Annotated in this window: 18 protein-coding genes and 1 tRNA gene; 9 read left to right on the forward strand and 10 right to left on the reverse strand. The window is 67.4% G+C overall.

All coding sequences use genetic code 11. From position 1 onward, the window contains the following. Both NHG85_RS11125 and soxR read right to left on the reverse strand, forming a co-directional pair. Positions 1–70: histidine phosphatase family protein (locus NHG85_RS11125; protein WP_253332412.1), on the reverse strand; the 70-nt coding region annotated here is incomplete at its 3' end. Between the two features lie 20 nt (positions 71–90). Further along, entirely contained in the window at positions 91–558 is a 468-nt protein-coding gene (soxR, locus tag NHG85_RS11130) for a redox-sensitive transcriptional activator SoxR (RefSeq protein WP_253332381.1), read from the reverse strand. 80 nt (positions 559–638) lie between these two features. Here soxR and NHG85_RS11135 point away from each other — a divergent pair, with 80 nt between their 5' ends. Next, positions 639–896 carry a hypothetical protein gene (locus NHG85_RS11135; RefSeq protein WP_253332383.1) on the forward strand — a complete coding sequence of 86 codons (258 nt, stop codon included), beginning with the start codon at positions 639–641 and terminating at the stop codon, positions 894–896. Between the two features lie 78 nt (positions 897–974). Beyond that, positions 975–1,865 carry a 5'-methylthioadenosine/S-adenosylhomocysteine nucleosidase gene (locus tag NHG85_RS11140; RefSeq protein ID WP_253332385.1) on the forward strand — a complete coding sequence of 297 codons (891 nt, stop codon included), beginning with the start codon at positions 975–977 and terminating at the stop codon, positions 1,863–1,865. Positions 1,866–1,913: 48 nt separating this feature from the next. Here NHG85_RS11140 and NHG85_RS11145 read toward each other — a convergent pair. From NHG85_RS11145 to tgt, 4 genes are all read right to left on the reverse strand, one after another. After that, positions 1,914–1,988: transfer RNA gene (locus tag NHG85_RS11145), tRNA-Val, on the reverse strand. 105 nt (positions 1,989–2,093) lie between these two features. Next, positions 2,094–4,508: an endopeptidase La gene (gene lon, locus NHG85_RS11150; protein ID WP_253332387.1), complete on the reverse strand. Its 2,415-nt coding sequence runs from the start codon at positions 4,506–4,508 to the stop codon at positions 2,094–2,096. Between the two features lie 190 nt (positions 4,509–4,698). Beyond that, positions 4,699–5,796, reverse strand: coding sequence for an alkene reductase (locus tag NHG85_RS11155; RefSeq protein WP_253332389.1), 1,098 nt, complete (start codon positions 5,794–5,796; stop codon positions 4,699–4,701). A 171-nt stretch (positions 5,797–5,967) separates the two neighbouring features. Beyond that, entirely contained in the window at positions 5,968–7,092 is a 1,125-nt protein-coding gene (gene tgt / locus NHG85_RS11160; RefSeq protein ID WP_253332391.1) for a tRNA guanosine(34) transglycosylase Tgt, read from the reverse strand. An 82-nt stretch (positions 7,093–7,174) separates the two neighbouring features. Between tgt and NHG85_RS11165 the strand changes: the two genes are divergently transcribed. The 7 genes from NHG85_RS11165 to tpiA all read left to right on the forward strand — a co-directional run bounded on the left by NHG85_RS11165 (position 7,175) and on the right by tpiA (position 12,307). Continuing rightward, entirely contained in the window at positions 7,175–7,495 is a 321-nt protein-coding gene (locus NHG85_RS11165; protein WP_253332393.1) for an ArsR/SmtB family transcription factor, read from the forward strand. Then, positions 7,492–8,166 carry an MIP/aquaporin family protein gene (locus NHG85_RS11170; RefSeq protein WP_253332395.1) on the forward strand — a complete coding sequence of 225 codons (675 nt, stop codon included), beginning with the start codon at positions 7,492–7,494 and terminating at the stop codon, positions 8,164–8,166. The genes NHG85_RS11165 and NHG85_RS11170 overlap by 4 nt, the downstream gene beginning before the upstream one ends. After that, positions 8,163–8,585, forward strand: a complete 423-nt coding sequence (gene arsC, locus NHG85_RS11175) for an arsenate reductase (glutaredoxin) (RefSeq protein WP_253332397.1) — start codon at positions 8,163–8,165, stop codon at positions 8,583–8,585. Before NHG85_RS11170 ends, arsC begins: the two co-directional genes overlap by 4 nt. Positions 8,586–8,843: 258 nt before the next feature. Continuing rightward, positions 8,844–9,200, forward strand: coding sequence for an SUF system Fe-S cluster assembly protein (locus tag NHG85_RS11180; protein ID WP_253332399.1), 357 nt, complete (start codon positions 8,844–8,846; stop codon positions 9,198–9,200). Positions 9,201–9,339: 139 nt separating this feature from the next. After that, complete coding sequence (locus NHG85_RS11185) at positions 9,340–10,995, forward strand: mechanosensitive ion channel family protein (protein WP_253332400.1); 1,656 nt, start codon at positions 9,340–9,342, stop codon at positions 10,993–10,995. Between the two features lie 63 nt (positions 10,996–11,058). Beyond that, positions 11,059–11,439: a HesB/IscA family protein gene (locus NHG85_RS11190; RefSeq protein WP_253332402.1), complete on the forward strand. Its 381-nt coding sequence runs from the start codon at positions 11,059–11,061 to the stop codon at positions 11,437–11,439. Positions 11,440–11,557: 118 nt separating this feature from the next. Further along, positions 11,558–12,307: a triose-phosphate isomerase gene (tpiA, locus tag NHG85_RS11195; protein WP_253332404.1), complete on the forward strand. Its 750-nt coding sequence runs from the start codon at positions 11,558–11,560 to the stop codon at positions 12,305–12,307. Between the two features lie 71 nt (positions 12,308–12,378). Here the strand turns inward: tpiA and NHG85_RS11200 are convergent, their stop codons facing one another. The 4 genes from NHG85_RS11200 to NHG85_RS11215 form a co-directional block, all read right to left on the reverse strand. Next, positions 12,379–13,806 (reverse strand): TRAP transporter large permease, encoded by a 1,428-nt coding sequence (locus NHG85_RS11200; RefSeq protein ID WP_253332406.1) that lies wholly within the window; start codon positions 13,804–13,806, stop codon positions 12,379–12,381. A gap of 2 nt (positions 13,807–13,808) precedes the next feature. After that, positions 13,809–14,501, reverse strand: coding sequence for a TRAP transporter small permease (locus tag NHG85_RS11205; RefSeq protein WP_253332408.1), 693 nt, complete (start codon positions 14,499–14,501; stop codon positions 13,809–13,811). A gap of 89 nt (positions 14,502–14,590) precedes the next feature. After that, entirely contained in the window at positions 14,591–15,595 is a 1,005-nt protein-coding gene (locus NHG85_RS11210; protein WP_253332410.1) for a DctP family TRAP transporter solute-binding subunit, read from the reverse strand. A gap of 217 nt (positions 15,596–15,812) precedes the next feature. Next, on the reverse strand, positions 15,813–16,401 hold a 589-nt coding region (locus NHG85_RS11215; protein ID WP_305884599.1), incomplete at its 5' end, for a sigma-54-dependent transcriptional regulator.

Genomic DNA, 16,401 nt, shown 5'->3' on the forward strand with positions numbered 1-16,401 from the left:
CGGTCAGCGCCGAATCGAAGCCGCCCTGCATCCGGCGCGCGCGGTTCCACTCGGTCTCGCCGTGCCGCATCACGTAGATCTCGGGGGCGGTCACGCGCGCTCCTCCGGGCTGCCGATCCAGCGGCGCGGGCCGGGACCCGTACGGCCCAGCCGATCCTCGGCGTTGTAGAGCGGGCAGGCCTCGACCGAGAGGCAGCCGCAGCCCATGCAATGCCCCATCTGGTCGCGCAGCCGGGTCATCAGCGCGATCCGCTCGTCCAGCATCTCGCGCCATGGCGCGGCCGCCTCGGCCCAGTCGCGCGCCGAAACGGCGCGGTCGCGCGGCAGCCGGTCGAGCACCTCGCGGATCTCCGACAGGGCCACCCCCACCGATTGCGCCACCCGGATGATCGCCACGCGCCGCAGCTCGCGCCGGTCGTAGCGGCGATGGTTGGCCGGGTTGCGCCAGCTCTGGATCAGGCCTTCGGCCTCGTAGAAATGCAGCGTCGAGACCGGCACGCCCGCCCGCGTGGCAAGCTGTCCGACGCTGAGATCCGATGGCAACGGCATTTTCGACATGGCGCTTGACCTCAACCTTACTTGAGGGCGCAGATTGAGGGCTCCCTATCGGAATCACAAGCCCCGAGGAGCCGAAGACCATGAGCATCACCCTGCCCCGCCCGCCGCATCCCCTTCGTGCCCTGCGCCGTCTTGCCGCGCGGCTTGCCCCCCGGGGCCGCCGCCACAGCCCGCTCGACGATGCGCTGTGCGAGGAGCTGCAATCCATGCGTCACGCGGAGCAACTGCTCCGGCTGCGCGACCTGCGGGCCAATGGCCATCTTGCGCGCGACCTCGGGCTTGAGCCCGATGCCGATCCCTGCCCGCCCGTGGCGGGGCCCGGGGGACGGCTGTTTTGAGCTGCGCGGCGCGCGGCCACTGGACGCGCGCCGCCCCTGCGCCGTAGCACGGGACGAGCCCATCGACCCGGAGAACGCATGACCCAGTTTCCCCTTGGCCCAGCCACCGCCCCGCGGAGGCAGCGCCAGACCGACCTGCCCCCCGACGGGCGCCCGCGAATCGCGGTGATCTCGGCCTTTGCGCCGGAGATCGCGATTCTCGAAACCGCGCTGGACGGGGCCGAGACCCGGCGCATCGGCCCGGCGCATTACATGACCGGCCGGCTCGAAGGGCGCGAGGTGGTGATGTTCCTGTCGGGCATCTCGACGGTCAACGCCGCGATGACGACGCAGGCCGCGCTCGATCATTTCGACGTCACCGCCGTGCTGTTCTCGGGCATCGCGGGCGGCGTCGACCCGGAGCTTGGCATCGGCGACGTGGTGGTGGCCGAGCGCTGGGCGCATTACCTCGAAGGCGCCTTCGCGCGCGAGACGCCGCAGGGCTACGCCCTGCCCGGCTGGATGGATGGCGCGGTCGCGAACTACGGCATGATCCACACCCGCGGCGTCGATATCGTGCCGCCCGATGGCGAGGCACCCGAAAGCCGGTTCTGGTTCGACAGCGACCCCGCGCTGCTCGACATCGCGCGCCTGGCGGCCGAGGGGCTGAAGCTCGACCACGCGGGCGGGGCGTTGCCGCCGAAGGTGATGGTCGGCGGCAACGGCGTCTCGGGGCCGGTCTTCATGGACAACGCGGGCTTTCGCGATCACGCCTTCGCCGCCTTCGAGGCAAAGGTGCTCGACATGGAAAGCGCCAGCGTCGCGCAGGTGGCCTATGCCAACGACGTGCCCTTCATCGCCTTCCGCTCGCTGTCGGACCTCGCGGGCGGCGGCGGTGGCGAAAACGAGATCGCGGCCTTCATGTCGGTCGCGGCGGCGAACTCGGCCCGGCTGATGCGGGCGGTGCTGCGGCAGATGCCCCAAGCGTAAGGAGCAAGACGCAAAAGGCGCGCCCCTCGGGGCGCGCCTTCCGTATCATGGTGGGTGATAAGGGATTTGAACCCCTGACATCTTCGATGTGAACGAAGCGCTCTACCACTGAGCTAATCACCCGTTGGCGCGTCGTTTAGCGCCAGCCGCCGCAGGGCGCAAGACCTCCCTCGCGGCATTTTCGTGCAAATGCGAAAAGGGCGCCCCGCAGGGCGCCCTTCGCGATCGTCAGTGATGCGCCGTGGCGCCCGATCCGCTGTCGCGGCTCTCAAGCGCGCGGGCGGCGGCGGCGGCTTCCTCCGCCTCCTCGTCCCACTCGATCGGCTCGGGCTTGCGCACCAGCGCGTGCTCCAGAACCTCGGAGACATGGGTGACCGGAATGATCTTCAGGTTGTCCTTCACCACGTCGGGGATCTCGGCGAGATCCTTCTCGTTCTCCTCGGGGATCAACACCGTCTTGATGCCGCCCCTGAGGGCCGCGAGCAGCTTCTCCTTCAGCCCGCCGATCGGCATGGCATTGCCGCGCAGGGAGACTTCACCGGTCATGGCGATGTCCTTGCGGATCGGGATGCCGGTGAGCACCGAAACGATCGAGGTCACCATGGCGAGACCGGCCGAAGGGCCGTCTTTCGGCGTCGCGCCATCGGGCACGTGGACGTGGATGTCCATGCGGTCGAAGCGCGGCGGCTTCACCCCGATCTGCGGCGCGATGGAGCGCACGTAGCTCGAGGCGGCGTCGATCGATTCCTTCATCACGTCGCCGAGCTTGCCGGTTGTCTTCATCCGGCCCTTGCCCGGCAGCTTGAGCGCCTCGATGTGCAACAGATCGCCGCCCACGGAGGTCCAGGCCAGACCCGTGACCACGCCCACCTGATCCTCCTTCTCGGCCAGCCCGTAGCGAAACTGCTTCACGCCGAGGAAGTCGTCGAGGTTCGCAGGCGTCACCTCGACCGAAGTGACCTCCTTGCGCACGATCCGGGTGACCGCCTTGCGGGCGATCTTGGACAGTTCGCGCTCGAGGTTCCGCACACCGGCTTCGCGGGTATAGGTGCGCACCATCTCGGTGAGCGCCGCGTCGTCGATGGTGAACTCCTTTTCCTTCAGCCCGTGGTTCTTCAGGACCTTGGGCAGCAGGTGCTGGCGCGCGATCTCGCGCTTTTCTTCCTCGGTGTAGCCCGCGAGGCTGATGATCTCCATCCGGTCCAGAAGCGGCCCCGGCATGTTGTAGGAGTTCGCCGTGGTCAGGAACATCACGTTGCTGAGGTCGTATTCCACCTCGAGGTAATGGTCGACGAAGGTGCCGTTCTGTTCGGGGTCGAGCACCTCGAGCATCGCGCTTGCCGGATCGCCGCGGAAGTCCTGACCCATCTTGTCGATCTCGTCGAGGAGGATCAGCGGGTTCGAGGTCTTGGCCTTCTTCAGCGCCTGGATGATCTTGCCGGGCATGGAGCCGATATAGGTCCGGCGGTGGCCGCGGATCTCGGACTCGTCACGCACGCCGCCGAGCGAGATGCGGATGAACTCGCGCCCCGTCGACTTGGCGACCGATTTGCCAAGGCTGGTCTTGCCGACGCCCGGAGGGCCGACGAGGCACATGATCGGCCCCTTCAGCTTCTTGGAGCGCTGCTGCACGGCGAGATACTCGACGATCCGCTCCTTGACCTTCTCGAGGCCGAAGTGGTCGTCGTCGAGCACCTTCTGGGCGTGGTTCAGATCCTTCTTGGTGCGCGAGGGCGCGTTCCACGGGATCGAGAGCAGCCAGTCGAGGTAGTTGCGCACGACCGTCGCCTCGGCCGACATCGGGCTCATGTTCTTGAGCTTCTTGATCTCGGCCTGCGCCTTTTCGCGCGCCTCGTCGGAGAGCTTGGTCTCCTCGATGCGCTTCTCGAGCTCGGCGACCTCGCCTTCGCCCTCCTCGCCGTCGCCCAGCTCCTTCTGAATGGCCTTCATCTGCTCATTCAGGTAATATTCGCGCTGGGTCTTCTCCATCTGGGATTTGACGCGGGTCTTGATCTTCTTCTCGACCTGCAGGACCGACATCTCGCCCTGCATCAGCCCGTAGACCTTTTCGAGCCGCTGCGCGACGTCGAGCGTCTCCAGAAGATCCTGCTTTTGCTTCACGTCGATGCCCAAGTGACCCGCGACGAGGTCGGCAAGCTTGGCGGGATCGGTCGCCTCGGTGACGGCCGAGAGCGCCTCCTCGGGGATGTTCTTGCGGATCTTGGAATAGCGCTCGAATTCCTGCGCGACGCTTTGCACCAGCGCGGCCACGATGTCGCGGTCGCCGGGCATCTCGGTCAGGTATTCGGCCTTCGCCTCGAAGAAGCTGTCGTTCTCGACGAATTCGGCGATGCGCACGCGTGACTTGCCCTCGACCAGCACCTTCACGGTGCCGTCGGGCAGTTTCAGCAGCTGCAGCACATTGGCGAGGACGCCGGCCTTGTAGATGCCTTCGGAGGTGGGATCGTCGACGCCGGGATCGACCTGGCTCGACAGCAGGATCTGCTTGTCGTCCGCCATGACCTCTTCGAGCGCGCGCACCGATTTTTCGCGGCCCACGAACAGCGGCACGATCATGTGCGGGAACACCACGATGTCGCGCAGAGGCAGCACCGGGTAGGAGGGGCTGAGGGGCTCTTGCATGCTCTTTGTATCCTTGTTCTTGGCAAGACGGTCTGGCCCCGCTGTGCGGCAACCATATGACCATCTCCTGTCCGGGGTGTTACTTGGGTGAACGCACCGGCCAGTTCAAGCGCGTGTCGCGCGGCTCTCGCGGCAATGTGCCCGTCCGGGCGGGGGTGGGCAAGGCGGGATGCCCTGCCCGGCCCGTTCGTCAGGCGGCCTTCTGCTCCTCGAGCGTCGGGTAATCGAGATAGCCCTCGACGCCGCCGCCATAATAGGTCGACTGGTCGCCCTCGTTCAGCGGCGCATCCGCCTCGAGCCGCTGCGCGAGGTCGGGGTTGGCGATATAGGGCCGCCCGAAGGCCACGAAATCGGCCTGCCCGCTCTCGACCACGCGGATCGCGGTATCGCGCCCGTAGCCCGCATTGGCGATATAGGCGCCATCGAACAGCTCACGCAGCTGAGCGGTCTTGTGGCCGAGATCCTGATCCATGTCGCCCTGCGTGCCCGGCTCGACCATGTGGAGATAGGCAAGGCCGCGGCGGCTCAGTTCGGGGATCAGATAGCCATAGACGGTCATCGGGTCGCTGTCGGTGAGCCCCGCCACCTCGATCAGCGGCGACAGGCGGATGCCGGTGCGCCCCGCGCCGTAGACCTCGACCACGGCATCGACCACCTCGAGCACCAGCCGCGCGCGGTTCTCCGGGCTGCCGCCATAGGCATCATCGCGCGCGTTGGCGCCATCGCGGATGAACTGGTCGAGCAGGTAGCCATTGGCGGCGTGGATCTCGACCATGTCGAAGCCCGCCTCCTTGGCGTTCTCGGCTGCGCGGCGGTAATCCTCGACCACGCGCGGCATCTCGTCCGTCTCGAGCGCGCGCGGCTCGGAGACATCGACGAAGCCTTCCTCGGTCACGGTCTGGGCCTCGGCCTTGATCGCCGAGGGCGCGACCGGCTTTTGCCCGCCTTCCTGCAAAGAGACATGGCTGATCCGACCCACGTGCCACAGCTGCAGCGCGATCTTGCCGCCTTCGCCATGCACGGCGCCCACGACCTTCTTCCAGCCGTCGATTTGCTCGCGGCTGTAGATGCCGGGCGTCTGGATGTAGCCCTTGCCCTCGGGGGTGATCTGCGTGGCCTCCGAAATGATCATCCCGGCGCCCGCGCGCTGGCGGTAGTATTCGGCATGGATGTCATAGGGGGCGTCGTCCTTCTTGCTGGCCCGGTTGCGGGTCAGCGGCGCCATTAGCACGCGGTTCTTCAGCTCGACATCGCCCAGCTTGCCGGGGGTGAACAGCTTGTCGGTCATTCTTCGGTCCTCTCCGAAAAGGTTGGAGCCGAGATATGCCGTCGCCGCGCTGCCGCAAGGCGGGGCGATGCGAAACGCGTGTGCGCTCGCGCACTGCCGTGACGGGAACCGGCGCCGCACCGGCGCCGCCCCCGTTCATCCTTCTGAAAATACGCGGATCCCGCCGCCGGCTCAGAGCCGCTCGATATCGCCCTCGGCGCGGGCCGCATGAAACCGCGCCTCGAATCCCGCGAAATCCTGATCTGCGATGGCCGCGCGCATCTCGCCCATCAGCTCCTGGTAATAGTGCAGGTTGTGCCATGTCAGCAGCATGCCGGCGATCATTTCCTGTGAGCGCACGACGTGGTGCAGATAGGCGCGGGAATAGTTGGCGCAGGCCGGGCAGCTGCAGGCCTCGTCGAGCGGGCGCGGGTCGTCGGCATGACGCGCGTTGCGCAGGTTGACCTGCCCGCGCCGGGTCCAGGCCTGCCCGGTGCGCCCCGAGCGCGAGGGCAGCACGCAATCCATCATGTCGATGCCGCGCTTGACCGCGCCGACGATGTCGTCGGGCTTGCCCACCCCCATGAGATAGCGCGGCTTGTCCTCGGGCAGCTGCGCAGGCGCGTAGTCGAGGCAGCCGAACATCGCCTCCTGCCCCTCGCCCACGGCGAGGCCGCCCACGGCGTAGCCCTCGAAGCCGATCTCGCGCAGCTTTTCGGCGCTTTCCTTGCGCAGGTCACGCTCGAGCCCGCCCTGCTGGATGCCGAAGAGCGCGTGGCCGGGCCGGTCGCCGAAGGCGTCGCGCGAGCGCTGCGCCCAGCGCATCGACAGGCGCATGGACTCCGCGATGCGCTCGCGGTCGGCGGGCAGCGCCGGGCATTCGTCAAAGGCCATGACGATGTCGGACCCCAGGAGCTTCTGGATCTCCATCGAGCGTTCTGGCGTGATCTCGTGCTTGGAGCCGTCGATGTGGCTCTTGAAGGTCACGCCCTTCTCGGTGAGCTTGCGCAGGCTCGCGAGGCTCATCACCTGGAAACCGCCCGAATCCGTGAGGATCGGCCGCTCCCAGTTCATGAACCTGTGCAAGCCGCCGAGCCGGTCGATCCGCTCGGCCGTCGGGCGCAGCATCAGGTGGTAGGTGTTGCCCAGAAGGATATCGGCGCCGGTCTGGCGCACGCTTTCGGGCATCATCGCCTTGACCGTGGCGGCGGTGCCCACGGGCATGAAGGCGGGCGTGCGGATCTCGCCACGCGGGGTGGAGATGACCCCGGTGCGGGCGGCGCCGTCTTTGGCGTTCAGGGAAAAGGAAAAGCTCATGCCCCAGCCGATAGCGCCCAATGCCGCGCCGCGCAATCGGCATGGCTTGACCGGGACGAACCATATCGATAATTCGGGATACATGGAACAAACCGACGCCATCACCGCCTTCGCGGCCCTCGCCCAGCCTTCGCGGCTCGATGCCTTTCGCCTGCTGGTGAAGGCGGGACCGGAGGGCATGGCGGCGGGCGAGATCGCGCAGGCGCTGGCCGCACGGCAGAACACCATGTCCGCCAATCTTTCGGTGCTGCACGGCGCGGGGCTGGTGGAAAGCCGCCGCGAGGGCCGATCGATCCGCTACTTCGCCGCCATGGGGCGCGTCGGCGCGCTCATTGATTTCCTCGTGGAGGATTGCTGCGGCGGTCGCCCCGAGCTATGCGCCCCGGCCGAGGGTGGCGCATGAGCCTGTCGCGCCGTCTTTTCGCCGAAGGGCTGGGCACCGGCCTTCTCGTCTGCGCCGTGGTCGGCTCGGGCATCATGGCCGAAAGCCTCACCGATGACGTCGCGCTCGCGCTTTTGGCCAACACCCTGCCCACGGGGGCGATCCTCGTGGTGCTGATCACCATTCTCGGCCCCCTCTCGGGCGCGCATCTCAACCCGGCGGTGACGCTGGCCTTTGCCGTGCGCCGCCATGCGCCGTGGAGCGAGGTCGCGCCCTATATCCTCGCGCAGGTGGCGGGCAGCATCGCGGGCGCCGCGCTGGCGCATGGGATGTTCGATCTCGCCCTGCTGCAGACCGCGACCAGGATCCGCACCGGCGGGCCGCAATGGCTGGCCGAGGCAGTGGCGACCTTCGGGCTGGTCTTCACCATCTTCGCCGGTATCAGGCAGGCGCCCGCCGCGGTGCCATGGCTGGTGGGGCTCTACATCACCGCCGCCTACTGGTTCACCGCCTCCACGAGCTTCGCCAACCCCGCCGTCGCCATCGCGCGCAGCTTCACCGACACCTTCTCGGGCATCCGCCCCTTCGACCTTCCGGGCTTCGTCGTGGCGCAGCTCGCAGGCGCGCTGATCGGCGTGGCGGTGGCGGCGTGGCTTTTCGCCCCTGAACGCACGCAGGAGAAACCCGCATGAGCATCGTCATCCATCACAACCCGGGCTGCGGCACCTCGCGCAACGTGCTGGAGCTGATCCGCGCCTCGGGCAGCGAGCCCGTGGTGATCGAGTATCTCGACACCGGCTGGAGCAGGCCGCAGCTTCTCGCCCTTTTCGCCGCCGCCGGGCTTACCCCGCGCGAGGCGCTCAGAACCACCAAGTCGCCCGCCGCCGAGCTGGGGCTGCTGGAGGACGGCGTGGATGACGAGACGCTGCTCGACGCGATGGTCGCGCATCCGGTGCTGGTCAACCGGCCCATCGTCGCCTCGCCCAAGGGGGTGCGGCTGTGCCGCCCGTCCGAGGTGGTGCTCGACCTGCTCGACCGCCTGCCGCCCGGCCCGCTCTTCAAGGAGGACGGCTCCCCGGTGATCAACGCCGAGGGGCGGCGGGTGGGCTGAGGCCCCCATGGTGGCGCGGGACGCGGCGGCGGAATCTGCGTATTTGAGGAAAGATGAACCACGAGGGCGCGCCGGATCGGCAACCCGGGCGCTTCCGCCACCCATTCATCTTTCTCTCAAATACGTATGGCGCGTCGGCCGGCCTGCCTTGCACCGCCCGCAAGGCTGGACCCTTTACCCCGCCCCTCGCTTTTCCTATATGATCGCTCAGGTATCGGCGCCGCCAAAGCGCGCCCCGCTCCAGCCCAAGGACAGCCCATGCCCGACACCCAACTCGAAGGCACGCCGCTGATCGCGCCCTCCACGACCGATCATCCGCTCTACGATCAGGTCGTCGAGGCCTGCCGCTCGGTCTACGACCCCGAGATCCCGGTGAACATCTACGACCTCGGCCTGATCTACACCATTCACATCGACGCCGAGGGCGCGACCGGCATCAAGATGTCGCTCACGGCCCCGGGCTGCCCCGTCGCGGGCGAGATGCCCGGCTGGGTCGCCGATGCCGTGGGCGCCGTGCCCGGCGTCAAGCAGGTCGACGTCGATCTGGTCTGGGAGCCGCAGTGGGGCATGGAGATGATGTCCGACGAGGCGCGGCTGGAGCTGGGCTTCATGTAAGGGCCCGCGGCCATCCGCCGGGAATGAGGGGCGCCTTGCGGCGCCCTTTTTCCTGCGCGGGGCCCGGAACGGCGGCCATACGTCGGGATAGGCGCCGCGCCGACGGGGAACCGCTCCTCTCCCGGCCTGTTTGGCTCACATGTTCGACAGACCGATATGGCGATGGATCGCCGCCGCCCTGATCTGGTTCTCCCTCTCCTCCGGCCTCGCCGCGCAGGAGAGCACTGCCTTCTTCGAGGTCGAAAGCCTGAACGAAGGTCTCGGGCCGCCGCCCGAGACGCTCGACCGGGCGACGCCACAATCCTCGATGGAAGCGCTGCTCGAACTCAAGGCCTCGGGCGCGCGCGAGACCATGGCCCATCTGCTCGACCTGTCGGACATACCGCCCGAGGAACAGCCCGAACAGGGCCCCCGCCTCGCGGCCGATCTGGTGGAGGTGCTTGATCGCAAGGCGGTGATCAACTGGTCCGAGCTGCTGGAACGGCCCGATGCGCTCGAGACCCGTGGCAGCAGCGACAACCCCGTGGCCGGACAGGTGCAGCGCTCGATCCTGATCGACCTGGTCGATCTGCCGGGCCGCCCCGTGGCGATCCGGCTCAACCGGCTGAAGCCCGCGGACGGCGAGCCGGTCTGGGTCTTCTCGCGTCAGACCGTGGCCAACATTCCCCAGATGCACGCGCTCTACGGCCCCACATGGATCGAGGAGGAGCTGCCCGAGAGCTGGCGGCAGGAGGTGGCCTGGGGGCTGATGTGGTGGGAACTGGCGGGGCTGCCGATCATGCTCGCCCTGGCCGGGCTGGCGGGCTGGCTGGTCGGCCGGGTGCAGGCGATGGTCGCAAACCATGTCAGTTCGCGCGCGCTCACCGATATCCTGCAGGCCACGCGCATGCCGATCATCCTCGCGGTGATGACCGTGGCGGTGATGCTCTTCACCGATGCGGTGTTCATCTTCTCTGGCCGGATCGACACGGTGCTGACGCCGCTGATCGCGGTGGGCTTTACCGCCGCGGCGGTGATCTTCGTGCTCAACGGCGTCGATGCGGTGCTCAACCGCATCGTGCCCTTCGACGACGACCAGCTGTTCGACGCCAGCATGGAGAACCGGCGCAACCTCGCCACCCGCCTCGCCGCCGGGCGGCGCATCCTGATCGTGCTGATCACTCTGATCGGCGGCGGCATCGTGCTGGCGGAATCCAACCTCACCGGTGCGCTGGGCGTCTCGATCCTTGCCTCGGCTGGCGCGCTGACGCTGCTTCTGGGCTTTGCCGCGCGGCACATTCTCGGCAACATCCTGTCGAGCCTGCAGATCGCGATGAACCGCTCGGCCAAGATCGGCGACACGGTGCTGTTTCGCGACTACTGGTGCAACGTCGAGCGAATCAACTTCACCTATGTCCAGCTCAGGAGCTGGACCGGGGCGCGGCTCGTGGTGCCGGTGTCGGAGTTCACCTCCGAGCCCTTCGAGAACTGGACCATGCGAGAGCCCTCGATCATCCGCAAGGTCGAGATCCGGCTGGCGCATGACGCCGATGTCGCCACGCTGCGCGACGCCTTCTACGAATTCGTCGATTCGGGTGAGATCGACGGGCTTGGCGAGCGCGACAGCCACATGGTGCTGACCACCGGCCACGACGTCTTTGGCAAGACCGTCACCTTCTGCGTCGCCTGCGCCGATGCCAACGGCTCCTGGACCACCTCCTGCGCGATGCGCGAGAAGCTTCTGGAGCGGATGGCCGAAATCGAGGGAGAAGGGCGGACGATGTTTCCGCAGGCCACGCCGGCCGAGGGGGCATGACCCCGGCTTGAGACGCGCGCCCCCTGCCCTTATGTAGAGGGTGAGCCCAAACAGGAGGCACGCATGTTCTCGATCCCCGGCAAGCAGGCCGTCAGCATCTCGCCCGCCGCCGCGAAGCAGATCGCCCGGCTGATGGAAAAGGGCGGCCATGCGGGGCTGCGCATCGGTCTCAAGAAAGGCGGCTGCGCGGGCATGGAATACACCATGGACTACGTCGACGCCGCCGACCCCAACGACGAGACGGTCGAGCAGGACGGCGCGCGGGTGATGATCGCGCCGATGGCGCAGATGTTCCTCTTCGGCACCGAGATCGATTACGAGACCTCGCTGCTCGAAAGCGGCTTCAAGTTCCGCAACCCGAACGTCGAGGACGCCTGTGGCTGCGGCGAATCGATCAAGTTCAAGGATGTGAGCGAGCTGGCCGCCGAGCGTCAGAACGGCTGACGCTACCGCTGACAACACCCGAGGGGGCCGGTTCCGAAAGGGGCCGGCCCCCTCGGCTTTTGCCCGAGGGGCAATTGGTCTACACAGGCGCAACTCTTCACATTCGAAAGGACGGCACATGGGTCGCAAACTGGTCGCGGGAAACTGGAAGATGAACGGCACCAATGCCGATCTCAAGGAGATCGAGGCGCTGGGCATCGCGTGGGCCGCCCCCCGCGTCGACATCGTGGTCTGCCCGCCCGCGACGCTGGTTTCGCGCATGGCCTTCTCGCTCGGCGGCCAGCCGATCCGCGTTGGCGGCCAGGATTGCCACGCCGCCGCCAGCGGCGCCCATACCGGTGACATCTCGGCCGAGATGCTCAAGGAGGCAGGCGCGCGCTACGTGATCGTCGGCCATTCCGAGCGCCGCGCCGATCACCATGAGACCGACGAGATGGTCCGTGCCAAGGCCGAGGCCGCGCACAAGGCCGGGCTCACCGCCATTGTCTGCCTGGGCGAAAGCATGGAGCAGCGGGAAGCGGGCGAGACGCTCGACGTGGTGTCGGGCCAGCTTGCGGCCTCCCTGCCCGAGGGGGCCACGGCCGCCAACACCGTCGTCGCCTATGAGCCGATCTGGGCCATCGGCACCGGCAAGGTGCCCTCGACCGAGCAGATCGCCGAAGTGCATGGCGCGCTGCGCGCCAAGCTCAAGGAGCGGTTCGGCGAGGAGGCGGAGGGCATCCGCCTGCTCTATGGCGGCTCGGTCAAGCCCGACAACGCCACCGAGATCTTTGCCGTCGAGAATGTCGACGGCGCGCTGGTCGGCGGGGCGAGCCTGAAATCGACCGATTTCTCGCCGATCATCTCGGCGCTCGAATCCTCGCTCTGAGCGGCCGGGCATCGCTTCACGAAAAAGGGCGCCCCGCGGGGCGCCCTTTTTGCGTCGCATGGGCCATGGCCTTAGTTGACGATGATCTCCGGCCCCATCGTCGCGTTGGGCAGCGCGGTGGAGATCCACGGCACGTAGGTGACGATCAGCAGGAACACGAACAAGACCGCGAGGAAGGGCAGCGCCGCGCGCACCACGCCCATCACCGACATCCCCGCCACGCCCGAGGTGACGAAGAGGTTGAGGCCCACGGGCGGGGTGATCATGCCGATCTCCATGTTGACCACCATGATGATCCCGAGATGGATCGGGTCGATGCCGAGCTCGATCGCGATCGGGAAGACCAGAGGCGCCACGATCACCAGAAGCCCCGAGGGCTCCATGAACTGGCCGCCGATCAGCAGGATCACGTTGACCACGATCAGGAAGGTGATCGGCCCCAGCCCCGCGCCGAGCAGCGCCTCGGCGATGTGCTGCGGGATCTGCTCGTCGGTCAGCACGTGCTTGAGGATCAGCGCGTTGGCGATGATGAACATCAGCACGATGGTCAGCTTGCCGCCCTCGAACAGCGTCTTGCGCGTGTCGCGATGCACGAAGCCGGTGACCAGCGCCCAGGGCGCGCGGTAGAGCGGCGTCGGACGCCCGCCTTCCTCCTTCGCCGCCAGCGGCCCCATGTCGCGGTAGATGAAGGTCGCGACGAGAAAGGCATAGACGGCGGCGACGGCGGCGGCCTCGGTCGGCGTGAAGGCACCCGGCGCCCAGACGATCGGGAAACCGCCCGAGAAATCGACCCAGGGGTGGCCGTAGATGCCGCCCATGATGATCGCGATCAGGAACAGCCCCCAGAAGGCGTCGCGGAAGCTGGCCCAGATCTCGCCCCAGCCGAGCCAGTCGCCCGCGGGCATGTCCTTGATCCGCGCCATCACGTAGATGGTGATCATCAGCATCACGCCGGCGAGGATGCCGGGGATCACGCCGGCGAGGAACATCCGCCCCACCGAGACATCGGTGGCCGAGGCATAGACCACCATCACGATCGAGGGCGGGATCAGGATGCCCAGCGTGCCGGCGTTGCAGATGACACCGGCGGCGAATTCGCGGGTGTAGCCCACCTGCCGCATCGCCGCGATGACGATGGAGCCGATGGCCACCACGGTCGCGGGCGATGAGCCCGAAAGCGCCGCGAACATCATGCAGGCCAGAACGCCCGCGATGGCGAGCCCGCCCTTGAAATGGCCGACGCAGGCGATGGCAAAGCGGATGATCCGCTGCGCCACGCCGCCCGTCGACATGAAGGAGGAGGCGAGGATGAAGAAGGGAATGGCCAGGAGCGAGGGGTGCCCCGCCATCGCCTGGTAGAGCGACTGCGCGATCGAGGCCAGCGAGGTCTCGGAGAACATGAGCTGGAAGACGATCGAGGACAGGCCCAGCGCGATGGCGATCGGCACGCCGATCAGCAAGAGCCCGACGATCATCAGGAAGAGAAAGGCGACTTCCATGATCAGGACATCTCCCGGTTCAGATGGGCGGCGTCGGCGACCGCATCTTCGGCTTCGTGGCTGACGATCAGGCTCTCGGCTTCGCCCTTCCAGACGCGGATGGTGGCCTGGATCAGGCGGAACAGGATCAGCACCGCCGAGATCGGCAAGATCAGATAGGGAATGACGCGCGGCATCTTTGAATAGCGCTCGTCGTAGTTGATCCAGCCTTCGAGAAAGCGCAGCCAGTCGAACATCGGGATCTGGTCGGTCTCGAAATACGACGTGGTGCGCGCGGCGGTGTCGAAACCGGTGGGCAGCCAGATGCCGGTGGTCTTGGGCAGATCGGCGAAGGGTGCCCAGTAGTCCCACGCGCCCTTCAAGAGCAGCACGCCGTAGGCCAGCGAGGCGGCGCAGGCGATCAGCGCCACGATCCGGCGCGGCCGGGCGGGCAGCAGGTTGATGACGGCGTCGACGCCCAGATGCGCGGTGATCTTGAAGCCGTAGGCAATGCCGAACAGCACCAGCCAGGCGAACAGCACCAGCACCACCTCGAGGCTCCAGATCAGCGAGCTGTTGAAACCGTAGCGCAGGATGACATTGGCGCAGGTGAGCAGCGTCATCGCGCCCAGCAGAAAGGCGATGGTGCCTTCCTCGAACTCCTCGACGATGCGGGCGAAACGGCCCCGGTCGGGCCTGTCATGGACGGCGTTCATCCCCCGTCTCCCCTCGTGTTGCAGTGTTGCGGATATGCGAGGGGCCGGGCCGCGCGGCGGCGGCCCGGCCCCTGCCCGGTCGGTCTCGCTTACTTGCCGGCGTTCTGGGCGGCCTCGATCATGTCGGCGCCGACCTCCTCCTCGAACTGGGCCCAGACCGGCTTCATGGTCTCGACCCAGGCCGCGCGCTGCTCGTCCGACAAGTCGCGGATCTCGCCGCCGGCATCGAGGATCGCCTGGCGCGCCTCGGCATCGACTTCGGCCACAGCGGCGTTGCGCTCGGCGGTCACTTCCTCGGTGATGGTGACGAGCTGCTCGCGCACCTCGGGATCGAGGCTGTCGAGGAAATCGGAGCTGGCGATGACCATGTAGTCGAGCACGCCGTGGTTGGTCTCGGTGATGCCGTCCTGCACCTCGAAGAACTTCTGGCCATAGATGTTGGACCAGGTGTTCTCCTGCCCGTCGACCACGCCGGTCTGCAGCGCGCCGTAGACCTCGGCGAAGGCCATGGGCTGCGGGCTGGCGCCGAGCGCCTCCATCTGCGCGACCAGCACGTCGGAGGGCTGCACGCGGAACTTCAGCCCTTCGGCGTCCGACGGCTCCAGAAGCGGCTTGTTGGCCGACATCTGCTTCATGCCGTTGTGCCAGAAGCCCAAGCCCTGCACGCCGCGGCGCTGCATCTTGTCGAGCATCGCGCGGCCCTCCTCGGAGGCCTGGAACGCGTCGACCGCCTCGATGTCGTCGAACAGGAAGGGCAGGTCGAACAGGCGGTAGGCCTTGGTGATGCTCTCGAACAGCGACAGCGAAGGGGCTGCCATCTGCACGTCGCCGCGCAGCATCGCCTCGATCACCTGCTCGTCGGTGTAGAGCGTGGAGTTCGGGAAGACCTCCATGCACATCGTGCCGTCCATCTCCTCGTTGACGCGGGTCTTGAGAAGCTCGGCGGCGATGCCCTTGGGGTGCTTGTCGGTGTTGGTGACGTGGCTGAACTTGACCACGGTCTCCCCGTCGTCGCAGCCCATCGGATCGGCCTGCGCGGCCTGCGCGGCGATCGAAAGGGCGGCGGCGGTGGCGGCGAGGGAAAGGTACTTCATGTGTCTCCTCCCATGAGACTGTCGTTTCATCGCCGCACAGAAGACAGGCAGGCAGGATATCGCTCAAGCGGCAAACCGCCCAGTGCGGGGATTGGCAAGACTTCCTTACCGATCAGGGGTTTGAGGAGGTTTCCTGAGACGCGCAGCACGCCATGCCCCGCGGGTTGGGCGACGATCCGCACAATGCCGGCCGGACATTGTGCGGTTTTCCACACAATCAGTCGCGGCGGTACTCTTCGGCGCGCAGCTCGTGGCGCGCCAGCTTGTCGTAGAAGGTCTTGCGCGGCAGCTTGAGCGCCTCCGCGGTGCGGGTGGCGTGGCCGCCATGCCGGCGCAGCGCCTCGATCAGCAGCGAGCGCTCGACGCGGGCGAGCTGCTCGGCGAGGCCCGGCTCCTCCTCCGTCGCGGCGGGCGCATCAAGGCCCGGGTCGAGCCCCATCGCCACCCGCATCGCCACCGAGGTCAGCGCGCGGGCATTGCCGGGCCAGTCGCTCGCCATGAGCCGGGCCGTCAGCTCGGGGCCGATCTCGGGCATGGGCAGGTTGGCCTGCTCGCAGGCCTGCGCGACGTAGTGGCGAAACAGCACCGGGATGTCGTCGGGCCGCTCACGCAGCGCCGGGATGGTGACGCGCATCAGGTCGAGCCGCCAGTAAAGCTCGGGGTTGAGCCGCCCCGCCTCGGCCTCCGCGCCGGGGTCGCGGGTGCTGCCGCCGATGACGCGCGGCCGCGCGCCGCCCTGCTCCAGCCGGTCGAGCAGGGCGTATTGCGTGCCCGGCGGCAGGGTCGCGATCTCGTCGAGATAGAGC

Source organism: Limimaricola litoreus, from assembly GCF_024159025.1.
Lineage (GTDB): Bacteria > Pseudomonadota > Alphaproteobacteria > Rhodobacterales > Rhodobacteraceae > Limimaricola > Limimaricola litoreus.

Excerpts from the sequence above, each read along its gene's own strand:
- soxR (WP_253332381.1), bottom strand. The coding sequence starts at position 558 with ATGTCGAAAATGCCGTTGCCATCGGATCTCAGCGTCGGACAGCTTGCC.
- NHG85_RS11135 (WP_253332383.1), top strand. The coding sequence starts at position 639 with ATGAGCATCACCCTGCCCCGCCCGCCGCATCCCCTTCGTGCCCTGCGC.
- NHG85_RS11140 (WP_253332385.1), top strand. The coding sequence starts at position 975 with ATGACCCAGTTTCCCCTTGGCCCAGCCACCGCCCCGCGGAGGCAGCGC.
- lon (WP_253332387.1), bottom strand. The coding sequence starts at position 4,508 with ATGCAAGAGCCCCTCAGCCCCTCCTACCCGGTGCTGCCTCTGCGCGAC.
- NHG85_RS11155 (WP_253332389.1), bottom strand. The coding sequence starts at position 5,796 with ATGACCGACAAGCTGTTCACCCCCGGCAAGCTGGGCGATGTCGAGCTG.
- tgt (WP_253332391.1), bottom strand. The coding sequence starts at position 7,092 with ATGAGCTTTTCCTTTTCCCTGAACGCCAAAGACGGCGCCGCCCGCACC.
- NHG85_RS11165 (WP_253332393.1), top strand. The coding sequence starts at position 7,175 with ATGGAACAAACCGACGCCATCACCGCCTTCGCGGCCCTCGCCCAGCCT.
- NHG85_RS11170 (WP_253332395.1), top strand. The coding sequence starts at position 7,492 with ATGAGCCTGTCGCGCCGTCTTTTCGCCGAAGGGCTGGGCACCGGCCTT.
- arsC (WP_253332397.1), top strand. The coding sequence starts at position 8,163 with ATGAGCATCGTCATCCATCACAACCCGGGCTGCGGCACCTCGCGCAAC.
- NHG85_RS11180 (WP_253332399.1), top strand. The coding sequence starts at position 8,844 with ATGCCCGACACCCAACTCGAAGGCACGCCGCTGATCGCGCCCTCCACG.
- NHG85_RS11185 (WP_253332400.1), top strand. The coding sequence starts at position 9,340 with ATGTTCGACAGACCGATATGGCGATGGATCGCCGCCGCCCTGATCTGG.
- NHG85_RS11190 (WP_253332402.1), top strand. The coding sequence starts at position 11,059 with ATGTTCTCGATCCCCGGCAAGCAGGCCGTCAGCATCTCGCCCGCCGCC.
- tpiA (WP_253332404.1), top strand. The coding sequence starts at position 11,558 with ATGGGTCGCAAACTGGTCGCGGGAAACTGGAAGATGAACGGCACCAAT.
- NHG85_RS11200 (WP_253332406.1), bottom strand. The coding sequence starts at position 13,806 with ATGGAAGTCGCCTTTCTCTTCCTGATGATCGTCGGGCTCTTGCTGATC.
- NHG85_RS11205 (WP_253332408.1), bottom strand. The coding sequence starts at position 14,501 with ATGAACGCCGTCCATGACAGGCCCGACCGGGGCCGTTTCGCCCGCATC.
- NHG85_RS11210 (WP_253332410.1), bottom strand. The coding sequence starts at position 15,595 with ATGAAGTACCTTTCCCTCGCCGCCACCGCCGCCGCCCTTTCGATCGCC.